The organism is Acinetobacter ursingii DSM 16037 = CIP 107286, from assembly GCF_000368825.1.
GTDB classification, from domain to species: Bacteria; Pseudomonadota; Gammaproteobacteria; order Pseudomonadales; family Moraxellaceae; genus Acinetobacter; species Acinetobacter ursingii.
Genome location: NZ_KB849711.1, coordinates 148307 through 173107 on the forward strand (window position 1 = coordinate 148307; position 24801 = coordinate 173107).

Sequence of the window (24801 nt, forward strand, 5' to 3'; positions counted from 1 at the left end):
CCATTAAATTTCATTTTTTATTATGGGAAATTTTATGACATCGTTGTTTTGAGTTTAAATTGAATAAACTCGCGCTAAATGAGTCCCGCCTGTTTCATTTCATTTTTAAAATAAGAATAATAAATAGGAGCAACGATCAAACCAGCCAGACCAAAGACCGCCTGAAAAAATAACATTGCAATCAAGAGTTCCCATGCATTGGCATTGATGCGTTGGCCTATAATTTTGGCATTTAAAAAGTATTCAAGCTTATGGATCGATACCAAATAGATAAAGGCCATCGTGGCAGCGGTAAACGAAATACTAATGGCAGAGAGTATGACCAATGTATTTGAAATCAAATTTCCGACAACAGGAATCAGTCCAAAAATAAAGGTTAAAATCACCAGTGTTTTGGCAAAAGGTAAATGCATACCGAGTAAGGGTAAAACCGCTAAAATAAATATACCTGCCAAAACAGTATTCACAATTGAAATTTTAATTTGAGCAAACACTACATTTTTAAAAGCAGTATAGAGTACGTTTAAACGTTGTAGACATTGGTGCTTAAAGCTGGGTACGTTTTCACTGTCTTCAATGGGACTTAAAGAAACCAAAGCCCCTAAAATCATCCCGATAATCATGGTTACAAAGGCATGTAAAGCGTCTGTGCCTGCATGTTGTAAGGTCTCCACATGATTTTTCAGCCACTCAAAGGCGTACTGCTTCATATCATCCAGACTTTCAGGAATATAACCTGAAAAATATTGACCAAACTCCTGTTGAAAGCGTTCAAGTAGAGTGTCCAGATTTCGGCTCATGGTGACCAGTCCACCGTCTTTCAGATCATGCACCACATACGCAATAGAACCAAAAACCAGAAACACCAAAATACTGATCACCACGATATTAAAAATGGCAACTGCAATAATTCGCCCATATTTGCCACTGGAAAACTTTTCAGCATACGGACTTAGTTTGGTGAGAAGCGCATAAACCAAGAAACCAGATAAAAAAGCCACCAATAGATGTAATGGAATCAGAATGAGTAATGCAACAGTCATAATGATATAGCTGGCGATCTGGCTTTGTCGCTCATTCAATAGTGTCATTCTGTTTTCCTTTATTATTGTAAAAAGTAAAATAACAATAAGATCGCTTAACCTTACTGCTATTTTAAAACAGAGTCACTATCAAAATCTGTTATGAATTGATCATTTAACAGGATATGCAAAATTGGTCTGATCCATAAGATCAATCCCACAGGGTAAGTCTTCTATCCAGTCCAAAAATGCATGAACCTGTGCCTTTCCAACAAATGCTGTTCCGTGTTGAGGCACGATCATTTCGACATCCATCTGACGAACCATATTGACCCATAGGCGAATGACGCGATTAGAACACATATAACGCTGATGAAAACCTTTCATGTTTGGAATATGTTCAGCAAAATTTTCTATCGATTTTGCAGCATCCTCCACCATCGAAGCGCCCATATCACCTGAAAATAGAATTTTCGAGATAGGATCATAAAACTGGAAGTTACCCACAGAATGTAAAAAATGTCCTGGCACCACCACAATATGACTATTCCCCAAAGGCAACACTTGCCCCTCATCAGGCAATTCAATCAGCCGATCTAGCCAGTGCCCTTTCATCCGTTCACTCATAAACGTTGAACTTAAATGCGGTAAAAATCGTGCCCAAAGTTTTGAAGCCACCACTTTGGCATTCGTATAGACCAGCCAACGAGGCATAGAGGTAATAATATCTGGATCCTGATGCGAAGCCATGACATAGTCCAGATTTTCCAGACGGGTATATTTATTCAGTTCCATGGTTAATGGCATATAGGTCAAATCGCCACCAGGATCCAAGACAGCGGCGCGTTGTTGATCAATAATCAAAAATTGATTTGCCTGTACCCCTTCACCTTTGACTAAGCTACTAAAGCGAATACACCGATGCCCATCACGATCAAATAACACTTGTGAAGTTGTATGTTCAAATGTCATACCCCAATTCCCCAATTAAGATAAATTTTAGTTTAATTCCATAATAAAACAATGGGATTCTAATTGCGATAAAATTATGACTTGTTTAGGACTGGGAATTAGGCATAAAAAAGCACCTGCGAACAGATGCTTGATCATTTATATTTGTTTTAAAAGAAATAATGCTGAACCAAGGTTGAAATACCGACGATCAGAAAAATCGCGGCACCAATTTTATGAATCAGCGAGATTGGCAAACGATCTGCCATTTTGTTGCCTATAAATACCGCTGGCGCATTGGCAATCATCATACCCACGGTCGTACCCAGCATCACCCAAAATACGCTATCGAAACGGGCGGCTAAAGCGACTGTCGCAATTTGTGTTTTATCTCCAATTTCAGCCAGAAAAAATAAGATAAAGGTGGCGCCAAACACACCAAAACGTTGCCATTTATTAATACTATCGGTTTCATCATCCAGTTTATCCGGAATTAACATCCAGAGTGCCATTCCAATAAAACCAATCGCCAACACCCATACCATCACCGTTGGGTTTAAGACTGTAGTGAGCCATTGACCCAACACCGCAGATAAACCGTGGTTGATGGTCGTTGCCAACAAGATTGCAATCAGAATAGGAACAGGTTTGCGGAACCGGGCAGCGAGTAAAAGCGCGAGAAGCTGGGTTTTGTCGCCCATTTCAGCAAGGGCAACAACAGAAGTCGAAATCAGGAATTCTTGCATATCTGTTCTCTGGCTAGCATATATACCTATGACCTATCGCCCCTGCTAGCCAAAAAGTGCAGAACGATAAATCAAAGGTCTTGCCAACTAAAGAACGCGCAAACGTTCAAGCTATGATGACCATGTTCGGTGGAACAATTATGTTGATCATCACCCAATTACTTTGCGTAACTGGAGGCTACTCCCCAATGAAGTAGCCTTATCATATCAAATTAAGAAAATAATTCATATTATTTTGAATAGATTTTTAATGCCGCACAAATCCTTTTGAATACAAAATCAAATTTTTTGACTTGATTCGATCTATTTCTCCTCATCTCGCGATATAAATGGAGCAGGATTTGGACTAGGATGCTCTGGATGACGATCTTTTAAATTTTCCTCTAATTGCTCTGCATCAATTTTTTCCACAGCTTCACGTATCGCTTGATTGCCCTGACTGTCATCCTGACCAGTATCTGTTTGTTCACTTGATTGATTAGAATCTTGGTTTGATTTCATTTTTTTCTCCTGCTTAAACTCTTCATCTAGTTCAGCACTATCGGTTAAACCTTCGAGTTGCTGTGATGAAAATTCATCATTTTCCAAAATATTGACATCCAAATCGTTGGCTTTAATCTTGTTGCTTTGCAAACGATCAGAATCTACTTCTAAATTTTTTTGATCATTCTGGTTTGTCATTACTTGACTCCTAGACTGTTTTAAAGGTGTTTTTTTAATTGCATCTCATTGCGTCACTTCTCATCATTTATGTTAGTGCATCCCTGTGTAATGTTTAGATCAATCCTGTATTAAACATACTAAAAAAATGTTTATTTACTGATCTCATGTAAACAAAAATCGAAAACCATATCGATCGTTCAAATGACCTAAACATAAAAAAACCTCGCCAAAGCGAGGTTTTTTTCAATCTTCAATACAGATTTTAAATCAACAGTGTGCGAATATCTTTGAGCAACTTGGTCAGCTTATGGGTAAAGCGCGCTGCATCTGCGCCATTGATCACACGGTGATCATAAGACAACGATAATGGTAACATTAAGCGCGGATCGAAGTCTTTGCCATTCCATACAGGCTGCATGGTTGCAGGTGAAATACCCAAAATCGCGACTTGTGGCCAGTTCACCAATGGCGTAAATGCCGTTCCACCAATTGAACCTAAACTGGTAATGGTGAAGTTAGCACCTTGTAAGTCTTTCGGAGATAATTTCTTATCGCGTGCTTTTTGACTGAGTTCACCTAATTCAACAGCTATTTGCTTAATCGATTTCTGATCTGGATTACGCAGCACAGGTACCGTTAAACCATCAGGTGTCGCGACTGCAATCCCCATATGAATTTCATTGCGGAGCAAAACTGATTTTTGATCATCAGCCAAGTGTCCAGCAAAGTAAGGCTCTTCTTTCAGCAAATGTGCAACTGCTTTCGCAATAAAGGCTAAAATCGTCAGACTCACGCCTTGCTTTTTAAAGCCATCTTTTAACTCACCACGCCATGCTTCAAGCTCGGTAATATCTGCCAAGTCAAACTGAGTCACTTGCGGAATAAAATTATTGAGTGACAATTGCGGCACAGATACTTGTTGTAAACGCGTCATGGTTTTGATTTCACCGCCGCCAAAAGCAGTAAAATCTGGCAATGCTGGTAATCCAGAAGCAACAGGTGCCGCAGAAGTCGTTGCCGTTGACGCAGGAGCCGTCATACATTGTTTCACATGGGCATAGATGTCTTCTTTCATCAAACGCCCATGCTCACCAGATGCTTTGACCTGTGCCAAAATTACACCCAGCTCACGTGCAAGCTTACGCACCGCAGGTCCTGCATAGACTTTAGCATTTTCAGCTTCTTGTGCCTGACTCAGCTTGCTTGCCGAATCAACCGCAGCAACCTTTGGTTGTTCGGCAGGTTTTGTAACACTTTGGGTTTTGACTGAACTCGTTTGTGCAGCAGCTTGCGCTTTGGCTTTAGGCGCTGATTTTGCTTCACCTTCAATCGTTGCCAGCGCAATGCCCTGTTTAACCTCTTGTCCAACACTGACATGAATCGCTTTGACCACACCCGCGATACTGCTGGGTACTTCAACTGAAGCTTTGTCAGATTCAACTACACACAAACTTTGTTGTGCGTCTACATGATCACCCACTTGTACTAAAATTTCAGATACCGTGGCTTTATCAACACCCAAATCAGGTACGCTAATTTCCTGCTCACCTGAGCTAACCGTTTCCTGTGTATCCGTTTCATCTTCAACATTTGTTGAAGTGGTCTCAGCAGGTTGCGCTACGGTATTTTCATTTGCCGTAGCTGTTTGTTCAGTTGTCTCTTCACTTGCAGCTTGTGTTTTCACTTTAAGTAAAAGCACACCTTCTTTAACACTGTCACCCTCTTTCACTGCAACACTTTCAACGGTTCCAGAAACAGGGCTTGGCACTTCAACCGATGCTTTGTCGGACTCAAGCAAAATCAGACTGTCATTTTCTGAAATTTCATCGCCCACTTTGACTAAGAGTTCCGCAACTGTAGCCTTTTCTACACCAATATCTGGCACTTGCACCTCAACCACAGTGGTTGCACCAGATGAAGTGGATGCCGTTGGTTGGGTTGCTGCTTGTTCTGGGGTTTCAGATGTCGTCGATTTAGGAGCCGCCTCTGCTTGAACAGGTGCCTGTTCTTTAGATGCAACTTCATTACTTTGACTGGTGCCGCTTTCTAATTCAATGAGAGCAGTGCCTTCTGTTACCTCGTCACCCTGATTGACCAAAATACTTTTGACCACACCAGAAGCTGTGCTTGGAACTTCAACAGATGCCTTATCTGATTCAAGTAAAATCAGACTATCATTTTCAGAAATCTGGTCGCCAACCTTGACTAAAATCTCGGCAACCGTCGCTTTTTCTACGCCAATATCAGGTGTTTTCACTTGCATGTCTTAGTTCCCCTCACCTGATTGTTCTTGGTAAGCTGCAACAGGCTGAACTTCAGGATGTGCCTGAGGTGCCCATGCGACAGGACGATCCGTTTCCAATTCAAAGCTTGAAATGGCATCTTTCACCAAACGGTTTTCAACTTCACCTTCATCTGCCAGTTTTTTCAATGTGGCAACCACAATGTGTGCTGCATCAACGCCAAAGTAACTACGCAAATTACCCCGCGTATCTGAACGACCATAACCATCTGTACCCAAAGTCACATAAGGACGGTTATCTGGCAGATAAGCGCGAATTTGTTCGCTATAGGCACGCATATGATCGGTTGCAGATACCACAATACCATCTGTGCCACGTAACTGCTGAGACACCCATGATTCTTTGGTGACTTCAGTCAGTGGATGCAAGCGGTTGTATTCATCACACGCCATACCATCACGAGCTAACTCATTGAAACTCGTAACGCTCCAGATATTGGAATGAATCTGATACTCTTCACGCAAGATCTTGGCTGCTTTAATCACTTCACGCAGAATCACACCCGAACCAAGGAGCTGCACGGTGGCCTTGTCATCTTTTTCAAACAAGTACATCCCACGCTTGATACCTTCTTCAGCACCTACTGGCATTTCTGGATGTTCGTAGTTTTCATTCATGACTGTGAGGTAATAAAACACACGTTCCTGATTAACATACATACGCTGTAAACCATCATGCACCACCACAGCCAACTCATAACCAAAGCAAGGATCATAAGCTACGCAGTTTGGAATGGTACTGGCCAGAATGTGAGAATGACCATCCTGATGCTGTAAACCTTCGCCGTTCAAAGTTGTACGACCTGCTGTTGCACCGAGCAAGAAACCTTGTGCCTGTGCATCGCCTGCTGCCCATGCAATATCGCCAATACGCTGGAAACCAAACATCGAGTAGTACATATACATCGGAATCATTGGCAAATTATTGGTCGAATAACTGGTGCCCAAAGCAGCCCATGCACTCATGGCACCCGCTTCATTGATCCCTTCTTGCAACATGTGACCATCTTTAGCTTCACGATAGTTCATGAGCTGTTCATTGTCTTCTGGCGTATATTTCTGACCATGCGCAGCATAAATACCCAATTGACGGAACATGCCTTCCAGACCAAAGGTACGTGCTTCATCAGGTACAATTGGAACGACACGGTCTTTAATGGCTTTTTCTTTCAGCAACGCCGCAATCAAACGCACCATCACCATGGTGGTTGATTGTTCTTTACCATTACTGCCGCTGAGTACGCTATCGAAAATTGAAATATCTGGAATGGCTAACGCTTCACTCTCTTTACGACGTGCTGGCAGATAGCCCCCTAATGCTTCACGACGCGCCTTCATATATTTAAGCTCTGGCGAGTTTTCTGCTGGACGATATAGCGGTAATTCTTCAAGTTGCTCGTTGGTAAATGGCAGATTGAAGCGATCACGTACATACTTGAGTGAATCAACGTGCATCTTTTTAATCTGATGGGTTTTATTCACCGCTTCGATCTCATCCGACAAGCCATAACCTTTTACGGTTTTTGCCAAGATCACGGTTGGTTGACCTGTACTCTTCATGGCTTCAGCATAGGCTGCATAGACTTTATATGGGTCATGACCACCACGATTCAGATTATCAATGTCTTCATCGCTTAAGTTTTTCACCAACTCTTCAGCTTCAGGATATTTACCAAAGAAGTGTGCTCGTGTATACGCTCCGCCTTTGACCTGATAACGCTGATAATCACCATCAACCGCTTCTTCCATCACGGCTTTTAATGCGCCTGATTTGTCATTGGCTAATAACGGATCCCAATGACGACCCCAGACCACTTTAATCACACGCCAGCCCGCGCCACGGAATAAGGACTCAAGCTCCTGAATGATTTTACCATTACCACGCACAGGACCATCCAGACGCTGTAAGTTACAGTTCACCACCCAGATCAAGTTATCCAGTTTTTCACGACCTGCCAGTGAAATGGCACCTGTACTTTCAGGTTCATCCATTTCACCATCACCGAGATACGCCCAGACTTTACGATTTTCTTCTTTAATTAAACCACGGTTCATCAGGTATTTTTGAATATGGGCCTGATAAATCGACATGATCGGTCCCAAGCCCATCGATACGGTTGGGAACTGCCAATAGTCAGGCATCAAATAGGGATGCGGATAGCTAGATAAACCATTACCATTCACTTCACGGCGGAAGTTACTCAATTGTTCTTCAGTCAAACGACCTTCAAGAAAAGAACGGGCATAAATACCAGGTGCACAGTGACCTTGGTAATAAATCATGTCGCCGCCAAAACTATCACTATTGGCACGGAAAAAATGGTTAAAGCCTACATCATACAAGGTGGCTGAAGATGCAAAACTGGCCAAGTGACCACCCAGATCATCACCGGTTTTATTGGCGCGTAATACCATTGCCAATGCATTCCAGCGAATAAGCGCACGAATACGACGCTCCATATCCTGATCGCCTGGCATGGCAGGTTGTTCTTCTACTGAAATGGTATTTAAGTAAGGAGTATTTAGGCGCTGAATAGGCACATGCTTCGCAATTGCGCGTTGATAGAGCTTTTCGAGTAAAAAAGCAGCACGTTCTGTACCCATATGCTGCAAAACGGAATCGAAAGCATCTTGCCATTCTTGGGTTTCTTGTGCGTCGGAATCACCATAAAACGCCATAACTCACCTTTTCCTTAGTCTACGGTTAGTCCATATTTTTATCATATTTGGGGTGGCGCAAGTTAGCCATGCCAGTGAATACAGATTGACAGCATTATTTAGATAATAAATAGTTGTTGACTTTTCATTACTCAAAATAACAAAAAATCGCCAATATAGGCGATTTTTTATACACAATATTTTAAATCTAATGCTAACTTAAATAATAGAAATATTGCACGGAGTAAGCATGACCAATAAAGCCATTATGGAAGCAAGGCGAGGTAACTAGATGGATTTTTACGTTCTCCATCACGTACCACTTCAAAATGTAGATGAGGACCTGTACAACGTCCAGTACAACCGACATTGGCAATATGCTCACCTGCTTGAACTTGATCACCTGCACGCACCATGATGCGTGATGCATGAGCGTAACGAGTCAAATAACCGTTCCCATGATTGACTTCAACGTATTGACCATAACCTGTGCCCCAACCCGCTTTGGTCACGATACCGGGACCTGTTGCATAAATAGGGGTACCACTTGGCGCAGCTAAATCAATACCAGAGTGTCCACGTGTTGTGCCCATCAACGTACGCATACCGTATTCAGATGAAATACGAGTCATCTCAGGTAATGGGTGTTTGATCAACCATGAAGAATAGGGATTGTTACTTGAAGCTGAGAATCTAGCTGAGTTACCAGTTTTCCCATATTTCTTTTCAAGAGATTCGTTATTTAATTCAACTGTTTTCTCGCGTAGCGTCACCGATACTTTGGCTGATGCGGGTAGGTCAAGATCATCAGGATGAGTGTAAGAGCCTTGCGAAAGTGTACGAGACAATGCTTCTAAGCGGTCTGGTGCATCCTGGCTATTCAGTGTTTGATAATCTGCGAAAGCAACTGATGCAGCAGAAGCTGCCAGTGAAAAAGCAAGTAGTATACGTCTCGAATGCATAAAAACCTCTTGAACTGTTCTTAAAAAGTTTCTTGCGTGATCTCGTCCTTGATATCTATTGAAATGAACGTTTAAGATGACCGTAATCTGATGAGGAAAACTCAATCCCGATGACTGATCCTAAAAACGTGTTTCAACAAACAAGAAAACACATAAAAACAGGAAACCTAACGTTTCTTACAACGCAAGTCGCACAATGGCAAAGACTTACGAAACTTATTCAGCCCCTACTGCCGCAACCAGAAAAATGGCAGGTGGTCTGTTATCAGTATGGTGTTTTGACGATTACAGGCGAAAATCAGGCCATGATCAGTCAGCTCGGATATCTTCAAACACAATACATTTCTAAGCTCACTCAAATCGAAGGACTACAGGATTTACAGAAACTTCAGCTTCGTTTAAGAAATACATCTCAAAATCAGCATCAAAGTCATGTAACTGAAGTCACCTCTTTATCACCAGACACCCAAGAAATGTTACGAAGTGCTGCTGGATTAGTGAACGACCCTAAGCTTAGCCAAGCTTTGTTACGTTTGGCAAGCAATAAAAAGTAACAACCATTTCAAAATATAAAACTGTCATTGATTAATATTGTGACACACTTAACATAATTCAAAGTTACAATATAACACACCCCACTAAGACAATGACTTAGCTCACACTTACATAAGGAATCGGGCAGTCTATTTCGTTATCAAATGTTACAATTTCGTAATTATCTGGATCACTTTGAACATTGCGTAATAATTGATTGTTGAGTGCATGACCTGATTTATAACCATCAAATTTGGCAATAATTTGATGTCCCATTAAATATAAATCACCGACTGCATCCAAAATTTTATGACGGACAAATTCATCTGAAAAACGCAAACCCTCTTCGTTCACGACACCCGTATCATCCACCCCAATCGCGTTATCCAGACTTGCACCTAACGCTAAATTATTGGCTTTTAGATAATCCAGATCTTTCATAAATCCGAAAGTGCGCGCCTCACTGACTTCATAGACAAAGGTTTCAGTGGAAAAGTCGATGGTGGCAGATTGATATTCTTTGGCAAAGGCAGGATGATCAAAATCAATGGTAAAATTCAGTTGGAAGCCTTCGTGCGGACTAAATTTGGCACGTTTATCATCAATTAATGCTTCAACAGGCTTTAAAATTTTAATAAATTTTTTCGGTGCATTTTGCTCGACGAGTTCGCCTTGCATCAGCAGATAAATAAATGGGCCTGCGCTACCATCCATAATCGGAACTTCAGAAGCTGATACTTCAATGATTAGATTATCGATCCCCAAACCTGCGATTGCACTCATTACATGTTCAATGGTGCCCACCTTGATGTCATCCTGAACCAGATTAGAGCACATAAAAGCTTCCTGAATCAGCAAAGCATTGGCCTGAATATCCACAGGTGGATTTAAATCAATCCGACGAAACACGATTCCCCCATCAATAACATGCGGCAGAAAATTGATCATCACTTTTTGACCACTATGGAGACCAATTCCACTGGCTTTCACCACACGTTTGAGGGTACGTTGTTTCAACATGCTACTCTAACTTCAATTTAAAACCGCTATACGTTAGCACATTTAGCTATTGATAAAAAACAAAAAAGGCAGTGTAAATACACTGCCTCCTTTTAAATGTTTGATTTTATTACTTGCGCTGTTGATTTTTTAGATAGTCCTGAATGCTCATCGGAGATGAGCGTGGCGCTGCACCCGCGGTAGTTGCTGCTGGCGCTTCAGTATTTTGACGTTTATTGATCGCAGGAACATCATCTTCATCTGTTGGATGCGAACTTGGTACTTGGACATGCCCAGCACCTGAACGTTTTCTTGGCTGTTGTTCTGCATCAGATGCATTACGGGTTAAACCTGTTGCAATCACAGTGACACGAAGTTCATCTCGTGCATCAGGATCAAATACTGTACCGTAGAAAATTTCACCTTCGTCCAGATCCACAATTTGATTGACGACATCGGTAATAATTTCAGTTTCACGTAAGGTAATATCATCACCACCTGTGATATTAATCAACACGCCTTTGGCATTAATAATATTGACATTATCCAGCAATGGACTACGAATTGCCTGTTCTGCTGCCTGACGGGCACGATCTTCACCACGACCCAAACCAGCACCCATCATGGCATAACCACGAGTACTCATCGCAGTTTTCAAATCCGCAAAGTCGAGGTTGATGTGACCACGATTCACAACTAAGTCGAAGATACTACGAACCGCATTTAATAACACATCATCTGCTTTTTTGTAGGCATCTTTCATTGAGATGTCGCCATACACACTCAGTAAACGCTGGTTTGGAATAATGATGAGTGAGTCAACATGAGACTCTAATGCATCAATGCCTTTTTCAGCAGAACGTTGACGACGACGACCTTCAAAATTAAAAGGTGTAGTCACGACACCTACGGTTAGGATGCCCATCTCTTTAGCCACTTCAGCAACCACTGGCGCAGCACCTGTACCTGTACCACCGCCCATTCCCGCAGTCACAAACACCATGTCGGTGCCTTCAAGATGTTGGCGAATCACTTCACGGCTTTCTTCAGCCGCAATTTGACCCACTTCAGGATTGGCACCTGCACCCAAGCCACGGGTGCTTTGTTCACCTAACTGAATTTTAAACGGTGCATTCATGCTATCCAACGCTTGCTTATCTGTATTGGCACAGACAAACTTTACGCCCTTAATATCGGATTGCACCATGTGCTGTACGGCATTACCACCACCACCACCAACACCAAATACAGTGAAACGGGCTTGTCCGTTACTATCGCTTAGTTCATCTTCTATAAATTCAAATGATGCCATGACCTTTAAGGTTCCTAATTTCAATAAGTGGCAGTCACTTCAGCCCGTATACTGCCTTAATACTTCAAAAAACAATAGATTTTAGAATGCTGTGCAATACTTCCCTTGTCAAGTATGACAATTTTCTCTTACAACTTCCAAACAATATTCCCAATAAATATATACATCTTAAAAAATAGCTTTTAACTTGCTATTCAAAGTATTCCAGCCATTGACTACACGATCCACAAATGTGCGGTCATTGACTTCATCTGCTTCTTCAACTGCATCTTGCAATTCGCTTTGGCTAAAAAGCAAAAGTCCCGCTGCTGTTGCATACATTGAGCGGCGTAATGCGGCTTGATGTTGATCATCAGCATACACCTGTAAAGGTGGATTACCCAAATGTGCAGAAACACCAAGCATACGTCGTGCCAGACTCACCATGCCTTCGATTTGGCAGGCATCACCGGTCAGTACAACACCATGATATAAACCACTTAGCGCGCCTGTACGTTCAAGCTCTTCACGTATCTGGGTAAAAATCTCTTCATACCGTGCAATAATGATTTCAGCAAGCTCAATGCGACTAATGGTTTGCGGTCCATCAATGGCCTGTACCTGAATCATATGATCAGGTTTGACCACACTCAAATCGACGCAGCCATGTAAAATCTTGATTCGCTCGGCTTCTTCAGTCGTCGTTTGTAACACGGCAGCGATATCACGTGTGACATTTTCTCCACCGCGCTGTAATGTTCGCGCCAAAGCCAAACGACCATCCAGATAGACCGCAATATTGGTGGTTCCTGCTCCAATATCCAGCAAGCAGACGCCATATTCTTTTTCGTCTTTGAGTAAACTGGCTTCCGCAGTTGCCAAACTAGATACCACCATTTTTTCGACACCAATATTGGCGCCTTTCATGGCACGATCCAGATTTTGCATGGTACTAATCGGCATCATCATCAGTTGATAATGTCCCGTCATACTATGCGCTGACATATTAATCGGGTTTTGTACCCATTCAGGTTCATCATCCAGTTCAAAACCCAACGGCACGGCACTGGCCAGATAATAATCTGGCGTCACATGACTGGCTTTAGCCAATTCTAATGCGCGCACCACTTCATTGGTACTGATCGTATGGTCAGCTTTGGCAATGGGAGTGCGACCTGAGGCATAAAAACTCTGTAATTCTGTACTTGGAATCGATACCCATGCAGTATGTACACGACATTCCGCCATATTTTCTGCTTCGGCAACGGCATTTTTAATTGCAGCAATCACCTTATCCAAGCTAACAATTTTTCCTTTATTCATACCTCGGTTCGGCGCGTTTGCCATCCCGATGACCTGAATATTATCCGGTGCGTGAACTCTACCAATTAAAACTGAAACTTTATGTGTCCCAATATCAATCGCAACAATCGAGGGAACAGCTTCACTCATTACTCACTACCACTTGTTCGTTGTTTAGTATGGGCAAAAATGCCTGTTATTTTAAAACCACATATTATGGCTTCGTGGTTATTCCACCTGCAACATTTGTGTCATCATTGGTTACAACAAACTGACCATTGACAATTTTGGGTGGTATAGCGTTCTTCCATTGTAGTGATAATCCATTTCGGTATCGCAAATCAATGGCAGAGATTTTAGGCCATACGGGTTTTAGGTCAGTTTGCGCAAGATGACTCAGGCGCTGCAACTTACTCATGGTTTGATCCTGATCCACAATGACCCTTAAACCTGAATCAAACTGCATAAACCAAGTCATTCGTTCAGTTAAATATAACTCTTTTAACCTTAGATTGACCGGATGAAATAACTGGTTAATTTCGTTATAACGACGCATCATGGCTTTGGATTGACTGAGCGGACCATGCAACATCGGCAAATTTGGATGATTTTGTGGATCTGCTTCGCTAAACACATCCCCGCCATCACTCAACAATCGTCCAGTGCCCCAACGCGCAATCGCATGACGTGGCAATACACGGACTCGAATACTATTGGGCCAAGCACGTGATACAACCACACGATCTACCCATGAAATCTCAAGCGCTTTATCTCGGACTTGCTCAAGATCCGAAGTAAAGTAATTATCTTTAACAATAGGCTGAATGTGTTGAATGAGTTGTTGTTGTTCTGTTGTCGAGTGAGTACCGACGATACTTAATTCAGCAATTCGCGCATCGGTAATAACTTTATACAAGCCAAAGATACCTAAACCGAGCACCACAAATGCGACCAGCAACAATAACCACCCACCCGCATTGACTAACTTTTGCTTAGGCGAAGGCGGTTTTTCGTGGATGGAAGTAATGGCCGCACGACGACGGCGCATGGATGCTGGAAGTTGAGCCATAAGTTAGTGAGCCGTACCTTGAAGCGTTTGTTCTAAAATCGCAACACATAACTCATCAAACCCAACCCCCACCGCTTTGGCGGCTTTAGGCACCAATGAGTGACTGGTCATTCCCGGCACAGTATTAATTTCTAATAACCAGAAATTCCCTTGTTCATCCTGCATAGCATCAACACGCCCCCAACCACTTGCACCTACCGCCTGAAAGGCACGTAAGGTGAGTTGTTGCAGTTGCTTTTCGTCTGATTCGCTAAGGCCTGATGGAATACCATATTGCACATCATTGCGTTGGTATTTGGCATCGTAATCGTAAAATGCCACATCTTTTGGAGGTTCCAGACGAATCACAGGTAACGCCTCACCATTTAACACCACAATGGTGTATTCACACCCCGTAATCCACTTTTCTGCCATCACAATCGCATCATGTTCAGTGGCTTTGGCAATCGCCTGCGCAAAGTCTTCTTTCTTCTCGACCTTGCTCATACCAATACTTGACCCTTCATGGACTGGCTTGATAATTACCGGTAATCCCAAGCTATCTACAATCTCATCAATATTGGAGTCTTTGCTGATAATGCGATACGGGGCTGTCGGTAAATCAGTCCCTTGCCAGATTTGCTTGGTTTTGATTTTATCCATGCCAATGGCTGAACCCTGAACGCCTGTGCCAGTATAGGGCACATCTAACCATTCCAGTGTTCCCTGAATTTGACCATCTTCACCGCCACGACCATGCAACACGATGAAAGCGCGATCATAATTCACTAACTCAGTGACACTACGATGTTTAGGGTCAAATGCTTCTGCTTGTACACCTGAACGTAACAAGGCTTCAAGTACCGCGTTGCCACTATCTAAAGAGACCTCACGTTCAGCCGATTTCCCACCGAACAACACGGCAACTTTGCCGAATTTTGAAGCATTTGACACGTTTATATCCTTAAACTTTTAAAGCACAATATTGAAAAGGGTGAACTGCATTATTTTAAATACAAATGATGCTGAGCCAGTTCGACTGAAATTGCTCCCACGTTACCTGCACCCTGTGTTAATAACAAGTCATTCGGTTGTAACACTTTTTGTATCACGTTTTGCAGGTTGCCTTCTACGGGATCAACCAAAATCGGTTCAACTTCACCGCGTAAACGAATACTCCGTGCCAGTGAGCGGCTATCTGCACCAACAATTGGTTTTTCGCCCGCAGGATAAACTTCGAGCAATAACAGTTGATCCACTTGCGATAACACATCAACAAAATCATCAAAACAGTCACGGGTACGACTAAAACGATGCGGCTGGAACATCATCACCAAACGGCGATCTGGATGACTTTGACGCGCGGCTTTAATGGTCGCTTCCACTTCTTTAGGATGATGTCCATAATCATCCACCAATTTGACATTACCTTCGCCCAACTCAAATTCACCCTGAACCTGAAAACGACGTCCCACGCCACTAAAGCCTTCTAGCGCACGACTAATGGCAGCATCCGATACACCTTCATCGGTTGCTACACCAATCGCCGCAAGCGCATTTAAGACATTGTGTAAACCCGGCTGATTAATCGTTAAACGTAATGGCTCACGGTCTTTACGAAGCACGGTAAAATGTGAGCGCATACCATCCTGCTCGACCTCAACCGCACGAATATCATTATCTTCACCAAAACCATAGGTCAAGACTGGACGACCAATACGCGGCAAAATTTCCTGAATATTAGCATCATCACCACAGACCACAGCCAAACCATAAAACGGCAATTTATGCAAAAACTGCACAAAAGTATCTTTTAGCGTGTCGAAACTGCCACCATAAGTGTCCATATGGTCGGCATCGATATTGGTGACAATTGCTGCCATTGGCTCTAGATATAAAAATGAAGCATCTGACTCATCAGCTTCAGCCACAATAAAACGACTTGCACCTAAAGCTGCATTCACCCCTGTACGATTCAGCAAACCGCCAATGACATAAGTCGGATCAAGATTTTCTTCAGCCAACATCGTCGTCAGTAAACTGGTGGTTGTGGTTTTACCGTGTGTACCTGCAACCGCAATACCATGACGATAACGCATCAATTCACCAAGCATTTCAGCGCGACGTACTACAGGAGTTCGGCTTTCTATGGCCGCTTTCACTTCTGGATTTTCAGGATCAATTGCGGTCGACACCACTAAGACATTGGCATTTTGAATATTATCCGCCGTATGTCCGATATAAACCTTAATACCCTTCTCTTCTAACTGGGCTGTGGTATTTGAGGCTTTAATATCCGAACCCGAAACTTTATAGCCCTGATTTTTGAGTACTTCGGCGATGCCACACATGCCCGCACCCCCAATGCCCACAAAATGAATGTGTTTGATGCGGCGCATTTCAGGGACTTTAATCAGTTTTTTAGCTTGATCAGCTGGTGTTGATGGTGACATAGCGAACTCGAAATTATAAAGCTTGAATAAGATCAGCGACGGTTTGAGTCGCTTGAGGTTGAGCGTGTTGACGCGCCTTGACTGCCATTTCAGACAATAACTGACGATTCATCAATCCACTCAAAAGAGTATGTAAATATTCTGGGGTCATGGCAGATTGTTGGCAAATCTTTGCCGCGCCAATATCTGCCAGAAATTTAGCATTGGCAGTCTGGTGATCATCTACAGCTATCGGCAGCGGTACAAAAACAGCCGCCACACCTGCGGTCGCGACCTCAGTCACGGTCAAAGCCCCTGCACGGCAAATGATTAAATCTGCTTCACTATAGGCTTTTGCCATATCTTCAATAAACGGCATGACCTTCGCAGTTAAATGTGCGGGTGCATTCGCATAACGTGCTGTGGTTTCATCGAGCTGTTTTTGACCACATTGATGAAACACATTCAGCGGCATATCTAATTTTTTTAAGGCTTCTGGCAACCGTTCATTTAAGGCTTGCGCACCCAATGACCCACCCACAATGAGAATATTTAAGGGCTGATTGTCTTGCGCTCGGATGTCATAACGCCATTTTGGGCTGAGGATTTCTGCAATTTCTTTACGTACTGGATTGCCCGTGGTGACCACTTTTTCACTGGCAGTAAAAGTGTTTGCAAAGGCCTCACAGACTTTGCTGGCAATACGCGATAGTTGTGAATTGGTAAAACCAGCCACGGCATTTTGCTCATGGATCAAGATAGGAATCCCCAAAATACGCGCTGCCAAACCACCTGGCCCGGCCACATAACCGCCAAAGCCTGCGACTGCATCGATTTTGAGTTGTTTCATATAGCGCATCGCGCTCAAGGTAGCTTTTAAAATTTTAAACGGAGCCAATAATTTGCGTACAGCACCATTACCGCGTACACCTTGGATATCAATTTGATAAAGCGGAATATTTTGATCTTTGAGTAATCGGTTTTCCATGCCTGCTGGTGTGGCGAGCCAAGAAACCTGACAACCTTGTTGTTGTAGTTCTTTGGCCACGGCCAATGCAGGAAATACATGACCGCCCGTACCGGCCGCCATCATCATGACATGTTTAGGTGTGTGCTGTGGTGAATCGGTCACGGTGTAATTCTTCAACTCAAAAGAAAATAGGGAAATCACATCTATTATTTTAGCGATCCATTTTAATCCTAAAGCAAGCAGAACGGAAAGCAAATTTCACGTGTTTGCAACATAAAGCGCTGCTTTTTTGCCTTATTTTCATTTTGAGGATGTGGCAAATGAGAATAAATATAAATTGATGAATTTTTTAGGACAGCATGGATGATATTCGAAAGCTGATGTCGAATATCATCTTGATTTTGGGGGATTAACAACCTGTTTCTAGCACATCAAATAAGGTATCTGCAATCGATGTGCCATATTGCGCATCAATCTCACGGATACAGGTTGGACTGGTGACATTAATTTCAGTGACATAATTGCCAATCACATCTAACCCGACAAATACCAAGCCCTTTTCACGTAGGAATGGTCCGACTTTGGCAGCAATCATTTTGTCATTTTCAGTGAGTGGGCGTGCTTCACCCAAACCGCCTGCTGCCAAGTTCCCGCGCACTTCACCATTTTGAGGAATACGTGCCAAGCAATATGAAATCGGTTCGCCATTGACCATCAAGATGCGTTTATCGCCATCGACGATTTCTGGAATATAACGCTGCGCCACGATGGGACGTGTGCCCATTTCGGTCAACATTTCCAGTGTCGAACCAATATTCACACCATCTTGGTACAAACGAAAAATGCCCATACCGCCCATGCCATCCAGCGGTTTTACAATCACATCACCATGTGTTTTGATAAATTCACGAATCAGGCTTTGTTGAGACGTGACCAAAGTGGGTACTTGTAACTCTGGAAACTGCGTAGCAAATAGCTTTTCGTTACAGTCGCGCAAGGATTGCGGTTTATTAATAATCCATGCGCCTTCACGTTCTGCTTGTTCTAAAATATAAGTGGTATACACAAAGTTCATGTCGAATGGTGGGTCTTTACGCATTAAGACCACATCGTAATCAGCCAATGATTCTTTGAGCTTCTCACCTAATTCGTAATAATGGTTGTAATCTTCAAATACTTGAAGTGGTGAGATTAGACCAAAGGCTTTGCCTTGATCGATATATAAATCGTGCTGTAATGCATAGCCCAATTCATGTCCGCGACGGCTGGCTGCCCATAACATGGCCATCGTAGAATCTTTCTTGAGATTCACTGTTTCAATTGGGTCCATCACGACAAGTACACGCATCACCAGCTCACTCTTTATTTTCAATTGGACTGATTATAAACGAGCTTTGCGCGTGACGTTTAGTATTTGAGTGAATAAGTAGAGCATGCTTTAGTGCATACTGGAAATAAGACGAGCACTTTATCCAACATAGGCATCAACAGATCACACTATGGGTAGCAGCAACTGCAAAATGCATCTTCTAAAACTGGGCATTTTATTTTGGAGAAATCTGATATGTCTATTTGGGACTTATATGCGGAGTTCGTCACCGATGGACTATAATATAAATAGAAGCGTTGCCTTAAATTCAATATTGCTAAATTAGACATTACCAAACAATGACTTGACGAAAGCAAAATCAAAACAACTGCGATTTAATAAACATACCCTTGCATTAGACTTCTTTTATTATTGTTTAAACCCTATTTATTTTCTCCTATAAAGAGAAATAAAAGGCACTGATGAAAGATGGACTGATTCACTGAATTAAAAAAATCATTTGAGCAGTTTAAATGGGTTGAGTAGAAATCACCCTTTAAAATAAAAACATAGTATTGAATTAAATTATTTTTTATAAAAAATTGATTATTTATAAAAAAAATAAATATATATATTTAAAAACTTGATTATTTCTATTTTTAGTGTATAGTCAGCTTAACTAGAAAAAAAGTCTTGTTTCGGTAGATCTTCCTTAAGTATCGCAGTTTTAGTCATAATCCTTCGTTGTTTAGATTTTAAGTCTCATTCTTTATTATTTCGAAGTTATAATCGGTCAATAAAACGACTCAATTTTTTTTAAATTAGTAGGATATATTATGTCAAACTCAGCTATTGTTAAAGGTACTGTGAAGTGGTTTAACGAAACTAAAGGTTTTGGTTTTATTCAACAAGAATCAGGTCCAGACGTTTTTGCCCATTTCAGCGAAATCGCCAGTTCAGGTTTTAAAACCTTAGTTGAAGGTCAGCAAGTTGAATTCAGTATAGCTCAAGGTCAAAAAGGACCGACTGCTGTAAATATTGTGGCTATCTAAAATATTTATAGCTTCATAGTAAAGTAATAAAAAGTACTTATACGTATTTTTTATTACTTTAACTTCTATTTTCAAAATTAAAAATCTCTAAAAAAGGATATCAATTGTTAAAAATAAATAATTTAATTGCAAAATCTAAAAATGGCACTGAAATTATTGTTTCATTAATTCCCCTCAATAAAATGCAAAATACACGTCAAGGTTTTAAACAAATTGAAGTCGGTAAAAGAGTTTTGCTAGAATCTGGTATCGAAGTTGATTTAAATTTGGATGGTCGTACCTTTTACACCTCTCCAAATCAATTATTTAAATTAGACCAGAAAGTTTCTTACAGATAAAATTAATAAACATCAATCAATAAGTTTTTACCATTTTGATTTCATCATTTTTCAATCATTGTTAACCAAAATTCATGAACTAAACTCAATAAAAAAGGAAGCCCTCGCTTCCTCCCACCAGCATCCAAAAATTAGATGCCATACTTCACACGATAATCTTCCATATTTGCCAAAGCCTCTTTTTCGCCTTTGGCATCCAAAAAGTCCATCAAATCTCTCATGGTAATCAAAGCATGTACAGGGATTTCTAATTCTTTTTGTACTTCTTGAATCGCAGACAAATCACCTTGCCCTCGTTCCTGACGGTCTAAAGCGACCAAAACCCCTGCAATGGTTGCGCCCGCATTTTTTAAAATAGTCACCACTTCACGAATTGCAGTCCCTGCCGTGATCACATCATCAATGATCCAGACTTTTTGACCCGCCACCGCAGCACCGACCAACACACCACCTTCACCATGGTCTTTGGCTTCTTTACGGTTAAAACCCCATGGTACGCTTTTAGCATGCACTTGAGACAATGCCACAGCCGTTGCCGCCACAAATGGAATCCCTTTGTACGCAGGGCCAAAAATCACATCGACATTTTGACATTGTACAAGTTTATCGGCATAGCCTTGAGCCAATAGCGACAATGCTTCACCATCGTTTAACAAACCTGCGTTAAAAAAATACGGACTGACACGTCCTGATTTTAGGGTAAACTCACCAAATTTAAGCACACCGCGTGATAACGCGAGTTCAATAAAGGCTTGCGGGTTAAAAGACGATGGCGTTGTCATAGGTGCTCCAGATTCATCAATTGAGGTCAAACTTGCGCATGATACCAAAGGATCGCTATCCAAGTGATGTAAAAATTCTACGTGTGGTTTCAATTAACGTAAATGGCTTACGTTCATCTGTGACCAAAGGGCTACTTGAATGGCTCGAACAGTCTGAGGCAGACGTGGTGTGTATGCAAGAGAGTCGCATTACCCACGCACAGTGGACTGACAAATTTAAACCAGAGGGTTGGTACACCCACCTGTTTCCTGCCGAACGTGCAGGCTATGCAGGCACCGCAATTTATAGCCGTATTCCATTTAAATCTGTGCAGGATGGATTAGGGTTTGAACTGGCTGACTCACAAGGGCGTTTTATTGCTGCTGAATTTGATTTAGGACTCGATCAATCAGCCTATATCTGCTCACTCTATTTGCCATCGGGTTCTTCTGGTGATGAAGCTCAGGCACGTAAAGATGTGTTTTTAGAGCAATATGCCCATATTTTAAAACAATGGCGTACTGAGAATAAATCGATCATTGTCTGTGGTGACTATAACATCGTGCATAAACGCATCGATATTAAAAACTGGTCAGGCAATCAAAAATCCTCTGGCTGTTTACCCCATGAACGTGCATGGCTCGATCATATCTATGATGATTTAGGTTATGTCGATACATTCCGTGAAGTCCGTCAAGAAGCAGAACTGTACTCTTGGTGGTCAAATCGCGGGCAAGCCCGTGCTAAAAACGTCGGGTGGCGTATTGATTATCATGCCTGCTCACCTGACTGGAAAGAACGCACAGTCAATGCTTGGGTATATAAAGAACAATGGTTTAGCGACCATGCACCTGTGATTATTGACTATAAAATCGGCTAAAAATAAGTACACTTGTACACTCAATTAATGGTTATTACCTACAATTGTTGTGGAAATTGTATATTTTTCTTACAGCCGTTTAAGCGCATTATAGCTGCACGGCACAGGGACATGTCAGGATGACAAAAGGATAGGACGCCGTAGGAAGGAAAATATAACCTAGTTTGGTTATTCAGGGATGTGACAATGGACGTTGGACTGAGACCCGCATGATCAGGATGATTAAATGCGGGTTTTCTCTTTTTTGCATCCAATGCATTATTTATATTTTTTCTTAATTCTTTGATCACCATCATAGCCAAAACATATGTCAATATGATGACATTGGTTCTATTTTACAAGTCTTTGGGTTTTCACATTTTCTGATATTGTTATCTTCAATATTGACCAGCTTCAACACAGACTAGAGCTTTGTGTGTTTTTTGGGTAGGCTATGACGCATTGTCATTGATATAGTTCAAGTATATGTTCAAAATTTATGGAATCAAAAATTGCAACTCCATGAAAAAAGCCTTTGATGCACTGAATGAAAAAGGCTTAAGTTATGAATTTCATGATTATAAAAAGCAAGGTATTGACGCCGAAACACTTAAGGTCTGGCTGGAAAAAATTGGTGCAGACACCCTCTTGAATAAAAAAGGTACGACATGGCGCAAGTTATCTGCCGATGAACAACAAGTTGCGCTTAGCAGTGAAGCGAATTTGATTGAGACATTAATTGCCCATCCAAGCTTGATTAAACGTCCTGTTTTGCAAACCTCTACAGGTTATCTGGTCGGTTTTGATGAAAGCGCTTATCAACAACTTGCCACGTCTTAAAAACTGAAAAAAAAATAGCCGAATCTTAATTCGGCTATTTTAAATCATGTAGCGAAGATTGGATCAGTTAGCACGGATCCAAGTCTGATTACGACCAAGCGCTGAAATGCCGATATAACCACGAATATTCAGTTTTTTACCACCTTCAGCCAACTCACCTTTGAGCTTATAGGTTTTACCGGTTTTAGGATCAAGAATTGATCCACCATCATAGCTTGTACCGCCTGTATTTTTCAGGTTATGTACAATGGTGACGCCTTTAAGTGATTTGTTCTTGTATGGACCTTCACACTTGGTACAAGAATTTTCTTCACCTGGGGTTAATACATTTTGAATCGTCGCAGACAACGTGCCATTTTTTTGCTCAGTGAATTTCACAATCGCTTTTGGCTGTTTCGTTTGATCATCAATCGTCTTCCAAACCGTACCATTCAATGGATCAGCAGCATTTGCCAAAACTGTCGCACCAAGTAATCCAATTGCCAATGCAAATTTTTTCATTTTTGTTTAGTATCCCTAAGTCTTTATTGACCTCTTTAGTATTCAAAACTCACAACAATATTGCAATTTTTGTCTGTGACTAATTAGTGTAGCCTTGTAACTTGTTTAGTTAATTTCGCACGATTTTTAGAATTAGACCTCAACTATGAAAAAATGATGAAGATAAATACCATGTGGAAACAATATATTACCGAAGCTTTTTTAAAAACAGTCATTCGCACCCCAAGCCAGTTCAGTTTACCGCCCAGTACGACCAGAACAGCATTAGACCAACTCTGTCGAATTTTTCCAGTCAATAAAGAAGTACATATCCGTCCGATTCGTTTGGCAGGAATCAAAGCAGAGGAAATCAAACCGCAATCGTCTTCTACTCAACTTATTTTTCATATTCATGGTGGCGCGTTTTTTTTAGGTAGTTTAAACACACATCGCGCTTTTATGACGGATATCGCCGCTCGTACTCAAATGCAGGTGATCCATGTGGATTATCCTCTTGCACCTGAAAGTGGCTTTCCCGATGCTTTAGACGCACTGTATGATATTTATCAGTTGTTATTGGATCAAGGTATCCAAGCCAAAGATATTATTCTGTCCGGCGACTCCTGTGGCGCCAATCTGGCTTTGGCACTTTGTTTACGCCTGAAAGAAAATCAGGATGAACAGCCTAGTGGTTTGATTTTAATGTCGCCATTTTTGGATTTGACCCTGAGCAGCGAGTCATTACGTTTTAATCGAAAACATGATGCTCTACTCTCGATTGAAGCATTAGAAGCAGGTATTGATTATTATCTCGGTAATCGTATTGCGACCGACAATCCCCAAGTTTCTCCATTATTTGATGATTTATCAGGATTACCACCGACATTGGTACAAGTAGGTTCTAAGGAAATTTTACTGGATGATGCCAAGCGTTTTCGCGATCAGGCAAAACAAGCAGGGGTAGATGTAGAATTTAAGCTCTACACAGGGATGTGGCATAATTTTCAAATGTTTAGTGCTTGGTTTGATCAAGCCAAGCACGCTCTAACGGATATTTCTGAATTCGCCCATCAATTAGACAAAGATTAATGTGTAAAACATTTCATTGAATAAGGTCGTTTTATTCAATGAAATGTACTTTTTAAGATCTTATTATTTCAACCAAATGATCAAAATTAACATAATATAAGTCGCCATAAAATACATGAACAATAAAATATCAATATGAATTTTATCAATTTTTTTAGATAAAGATCAATTTTCATACAGATCTAAGTATGT

General features: G+C 41.5%; 23 protein-coding genes and 1 riboswitch. Of the genes, 6 read left to right on the forward strand and 17 right to left on the reverse strand.

Annotated elements, in window-relative coordinates:
• Positions 1-74: 74 nt before the first annotated feature.
• The 7 genes from F944_RS01680 to F944_RS01710 form a co-directional block, all read right to left on the reverse strand.
• Positions 75-1091, reverse strand: a complete 1017-nt coding sequence (locus F944_RS01680) for an AI-2E family transporter (RefSeq protein ID WP_004985850.1) — start codon at positions 1089-1091, stop codon at positions 75-77.
• A gap of 102 nt (positions 1092-1193) precedes the next feature.
• Positions 1194-1994: an oxygen-binding di-iron domain-containing protein gene (locus F944_RS01685; RefSeq protein WP_004985851.1), complete on the reverse strand. Its 801-nt coding sequence runs from the start codon at positions 1992-1994 to the stop codon at positions 1194-1196.
• Positions 1995-2143: 149 nt separating this feature from the next.
• Positions 2144-2719 (reverse strand): TMEM165/GDT1 family protein, encoded by a 576-nt coding sequence (locus F944_RS01690; RefSeq protein ID WP_004985854.1) that lies wholly within the window; start codon positions 2717-2719, stop codon positions 2144-2146.
• A gap of 76 nt (positions 2720-2795) precedes the next feature.
• Positions 2796-2920, reverse strand: a riboswitch (yybP-ykoY riboswitch).
• 102 nt (positions 2921-3022) lie between these two features.
• Complete coding sequence (locus tag F944_RS01695; protein WP_004985857.1) at positions 3023-3400, reverse strand: hypothetical protein; 378 nt, start codon at positions 3398-3400, stop codon at positions 3023-3025.
• Between the two features lie 244 nt (positions 3401-3644).
• Positions 3645-5645, reverse strand: a complete 2001-nt coding sequence (locus F944_RS01700) for a 2-oxo acid dehydrogenase subunit E2 (protein WP_004985861.1) — start codon at positions 5643-5645, stop codon at positions 3645-3647.
• Positions 5646-5648: 3 nt separating this feature from the next.
• Entirely contained in the window at positions 5649-8363 is a 2715-nt protein-coding gene (aceE, locus tag F944_RS01705) for a pyruvate dehydrogenase (acetyl-transferring), homodimeric type (protein ID WP_004985864.1), read from the reverse strand.
• 245 nt (positions 8364-8608) lie between these two features.
• Positions 8609-9304, reverse strand: coding sequence for a M23 family metallopeptidase (locus tag F944_RS01710; protein ID WP_004985866.1), 696 nt, complete (start codon positions 9302-9304; stop codon positions 8609-8611).
• A 110-nt stretch (positions 9305-9414) separates the two neighbouring features.
• On the opposite strand from F944_RS01710, the gene F944_RS01715 reads away from it, so the two are divergent.
• On the forward strand, positions 9415-9858 hold the full coding sequence (locus F944_RS01715; protein ID WP_004985868.1) for a DciA family protein: 444 nt from the start codon (positions 9415-9417) through the stop codon (positions 9856-9858).
• A gap of 97 nt (positions 9859-9955) precedes the next feature.
• Here F944_RS01715 and lpxC read toward each other — a convergent pair whose 3' ends face one another.
• From lpxC to gshB, 8 genes are all read right to left on the reverse strand, one after another.
• On the reverse strand, positions 9956-10858 hold the full coding sequence (gene lpxC / locus F944_RS01720) for a UDP-3-O-acyl-N-acetylglucosamine deacetylase (RefSeq protein ID WP_004985869.1): 903 nt from the start codon (positions 10856-10858) through the stop codon (positions 9956-9958).
• 109 nt (positions 10859-10967) lie between these two features.
• Positions 10968-12149 (reverse strand): cell division protein FtsZ, encoded by a 1182-nt coding sequence (ftsZ, locus tag F944_RS01725; protein WP_004985870.1) that lies wholly within the window; start codon positions 12147-12149, stop codon positions 10968-10970.
• Between the two features lie 168 nt (positions 12150-12317).
• Positions 12318-13580, reverse strand: coding sequence for a cell division protein FtsA (ftsA, locus tag F944_RS01730; RefSeq protein ID WP_004985871.1), 1263 nt, complete (start codon positions 13578-13580; stop codon positions 12318-12320).
• A 64-nt stretch (positions 13581-13644) separates the two neighbouring features.
• On the reverse strand, positions 13645-14499 hold the full coding sequence (locus tag F944_RS01735; RefSeq protein ID WP_004985872.1) for a cell division protein FtsQ/DivIB: 855 nt from the start codon (positions 14497-14499) through the stop codon (positions 13645-13647).
• Positions 14500-14502: 3 nt separating this feature from the next.
• The gene (locus tag F944_RS01740) at positions 14503-15432 is read right to left on the reverse strand and encodes a D-alanine--D-alanine ligase (RefSeq protein ID WP_004985873.1); all 930 of its coding nucleotides are present in this window, start codon (positions 15430-15432) and stop codon (positions 14503-14505) included.
• Between the two features lie 50 nt (positions 15433-15482).
• A complete protein-coding gene (gene murC, locus F944_RS01745) occupies positions 15483-16931 on the reverse strand; it encodes a UDP-N-acetylmuramate--L-alanine ligase (protein WP_004985875.1) in 1449 nt (482 codons plus the stop codon).
• Positions 16932-16944: 13 nt separating this feature from the next.
• The gene (gene murG, locus F944_RS01750; RefSeq protein ID WP_004985882.1) at positions 16945-18042 is read right to left on the reverse strand and encodes an undecaprenyldiphospho-muramoylpentapeptide beta-N-acetylglucosaminyltransferase; all 1098 of its coding nucleotides are present in this window, start codon (positions 18040-18042) and stop codon (positions 16945-16947) included.
• A 247-nt stretch (positions 18043-18289) separates the two neighbouring features.
• The gene (gshB, locus tag F944_RS01760; RefSeq protein ID WP_004985886.1) at positions 18290-19228 is read right to left on the reverse strand and encodes a glutathione synthase; all 939 of its coding nucleotides are present in this window, start codon (positions 19226-19228) and stop codon (positions 18290-18292) included.
• Between the two features lie 797 nt (positions 19229-20025).
• Here gshB and F944_RS01765 point away from each other — a divergent pair.
• Entirely contained in the window at positions 20026-20241 is a 216-nt protein-coding gene (locus F944_RS01765; protein ID WP_004985890.1) for a cold-shock protein, read from the forward strand.
• Positions 20242-20345: 104 nt separating this feature from the next.
• Positions 20346-20579, forward strand: a complete 234-nt coding sequence (locus tag F944_RS01770; RefSeq protein ID WP_004985891.1) for a hypothetical protein — start codon at positions 20346-20348, stop codon at positions 20577-20579.
• Between the two features lie 131 nt (positions 20580-20710).
• Here F944_RS01770 and pyrE read toward each other — a convergent pair whose 3' ends face one another.
• Complete coding sequence (gene pyrE, locus F944_RS01775; RefSeq protein WP_004985893.1) at positions 20711-21361, reverse strand: orotate phosphoribosyltransferase; 651 nt, start codon at positions 21359-21361, stop codon at positions 20711-20713.
• A gap of 38 nt (positions 21362-21399) precedes the next feature.
• Between pyrE and F944_RS01780 the strand changes: the two genes are divergently transcribed.
• Together F944_RS01780 and F944_RS01785 are read left to right on the forward strand one after the other, a co-directional pair.
• The gene (locus F944_RS01780) at positions 21400-22221 is read left to right on the forward strand and encodes an exodeoxyribonuclease III (protein WP_004985895.1); all 822 of its coding nucleotides are present in this window, start codon (positions 21400-21402) and stop codon (positions 22219-22221) included.
• Positions 22222-22686: 465 nt separating this feature from the next.
• Positions 22687-23040 carry an arsenate reductase gene (locus tag F944_RS01785; RefSeq protein ID WP_010588674.1) on the forward strand — a complete coding sequence of 118 codons (354 nt, stop codon included), beginning with the start codon at positions 22687-22689 and terminating at the stop codon, positions 23038-23040.
• A gap of 63 nt (positions 23041-23103) precedes the next feature.
• On the opposite strand, the gene F944_RS01790 is transcribed toward F944_RS01785, so the two are convergent.
• Positions 23104-23541, reverse strand: a complete 438-nt coding sequence (locus F944_RS01790) for a DUF2147 domain-containing protein (RefSeq protein WP_004985898.1) — start codon at positions 23539-23541, stop codon at positions 23104-23106.
• A 156-nt stretch (positions 23542-23697) separates the two neighbouring features.
• Between F944_RS01790 and F944_RS01795 the strand changes: the two genes are divergently transcribed.
• Positions 23698-24609 carry an alpha/beta hydrolase gene (locus F944_RS01795; protein ID WP_026039892.1) on the forward strand — a complete coding sequence of 304 codons (912 nt, stop codon included), beginning with the start codon at positions 23698-23700 and terminating at the stop codon, positions 24607-24609.
• Positions 24610-24801 lie beyond the last annotated feature (192 nt).

Excerpts from the sequence above, each read along its gene's own strand:
- F944_RS01680 (WP_004985850.1), bottom strand. The coding sequence starts at position 1,091 with ATGACACTATTGAATGAGCGACAAAGCCAGATCGCCAGCTATATCATT.
- F944_RS01685 (WP_004985851.1), bottom strand. The coding sequence starts at position 1,994 with ATGACATTTGAACATACAACTTCACAAGTGTTATTTGATCGTGATGGG.
- F944_RS01690 (WP_004985854.1), bottom strand. The coding sequence starts at position 2,719 with ATGCAAGAATTCCTGATTTCGACTTCTGTTGTTGCCCTTGCTGAAATG.
- F944_RS01695 (WP_004985857.1), bottom strand. The coding sequence starts at position 3,400 with ATGACAAACCAGAATGATCAAAAAAATTTAGAAGTAGATTCTGATCGT.
- F944_RS01700 (WP_004985861.1), bottom strand. The coding sequence starts at position 5,645 with ATGCAAGTGAAAACACCTGATATTGGCGTAGAAAAAGCGACGGTTGCC.
- aceE (WP_004985864.1), bottom strand. The coding sequence starts at position 8,363 with ATGGCGTTTTATGGTGATTCCGACGCACAAGAAACCCAAGAATGGCAA.
- F944_RS01710 (WP_004985866.1), bottom strand. The coding sequence starts at position 9,304 with ATGCATTCGAGACGTATACTACTTGCTTTTTCACTGGCAGCTTCTGCT.
- F944_RS01715 (WP_004985868.1), top strand. The coding sequence starts at position 9,415 with ATGACTGATCCTAAAAACGTGTTTCAACAAACAAGAAAACACATAAAA.
- lpxC (WP_004985869.1), bottom strand. The coding sequence starts at position 10,858 with ATGTTGAAACAACGTACCCTCAAACGTGTGGTGAAAGCCAGTGGAATT.
- ftsZ (WP_004985870.1), bottom strand. The coding sequence starts at position 12,149 with ATGGCATCATTTGAATTTATAGAAGATGAACTAAGCGATAGTAACGGA.
- ftsA (WP_004985871.1), bottom strand. The coding sequence starts at position 13,580 with ATGAGTGAAGCTGTTCCCTCGATTGTTGCGATTGATATTGGGACACAT.
- F944_RS01735 (WP_004985872.1), bottom strand. The coding sequence starts at position 14,499 with ATGGCTCAACTTCCAGCATCCATGCGCCGTCGTCGTGCGGCCATTACT.
- murC (WP_004985875.1), bottom strand. The coding sequence starts at position 16,931 with ATGTCACCATCAACACCAGCTGATCAAGCTAAAAAACTGATTAAAGTC.
- gshB (WP_004985886.1), bottom strand. The coding sequence starts at position 19,228 with ATGCGTGTACTTGTCGTGATGGACCCAATTGAAACAGTGAATCTCAAG.
- F944_RS01765 (WP_004985890.1), top strand. The coding sequence starts at position 20,026 with ATGTCAAACTCAGCTATTGTTAAAGGTACTGTGAAGTGGTTTAACGAA.
- pyrE (WP_004985893.1), bottom strand. The coding sequence starts at position 21,361 with ATGACAACGCCATCGTCTTTTAACCCGCAAGCCTTTATTGAACTCGCG.
- F944_RS01780 (WP_004985895.1), top strand. The coding sequence starts at position 21,400 with ATGATACCAAAGGATCGCTATCCAAGTGATGTAAAAATTCTACGTGTG.
- F944_RS01785 (WP_010588674.1), top strand. The coding sequence starts at position 22,687 with ATGTTCAAAATTTATGGAATCAAAAATTGCAACTCCATGAAAAAAGCC.
- F944_RS01790 (WP_004985898.1), bottom strand. The coding sequence starts at position 23,541 with ATGAAAAAATTTGCATTGGCAATTGGATTACTTGGTGCGACAGTTTTG.
- F944_RS01795 (WP_026039892.1), top strand. The coding sequence starts at position 23,698 with ATGAAGATAAATACCATGTGGAAACAATATATTACCGAAGCTTTTTTA.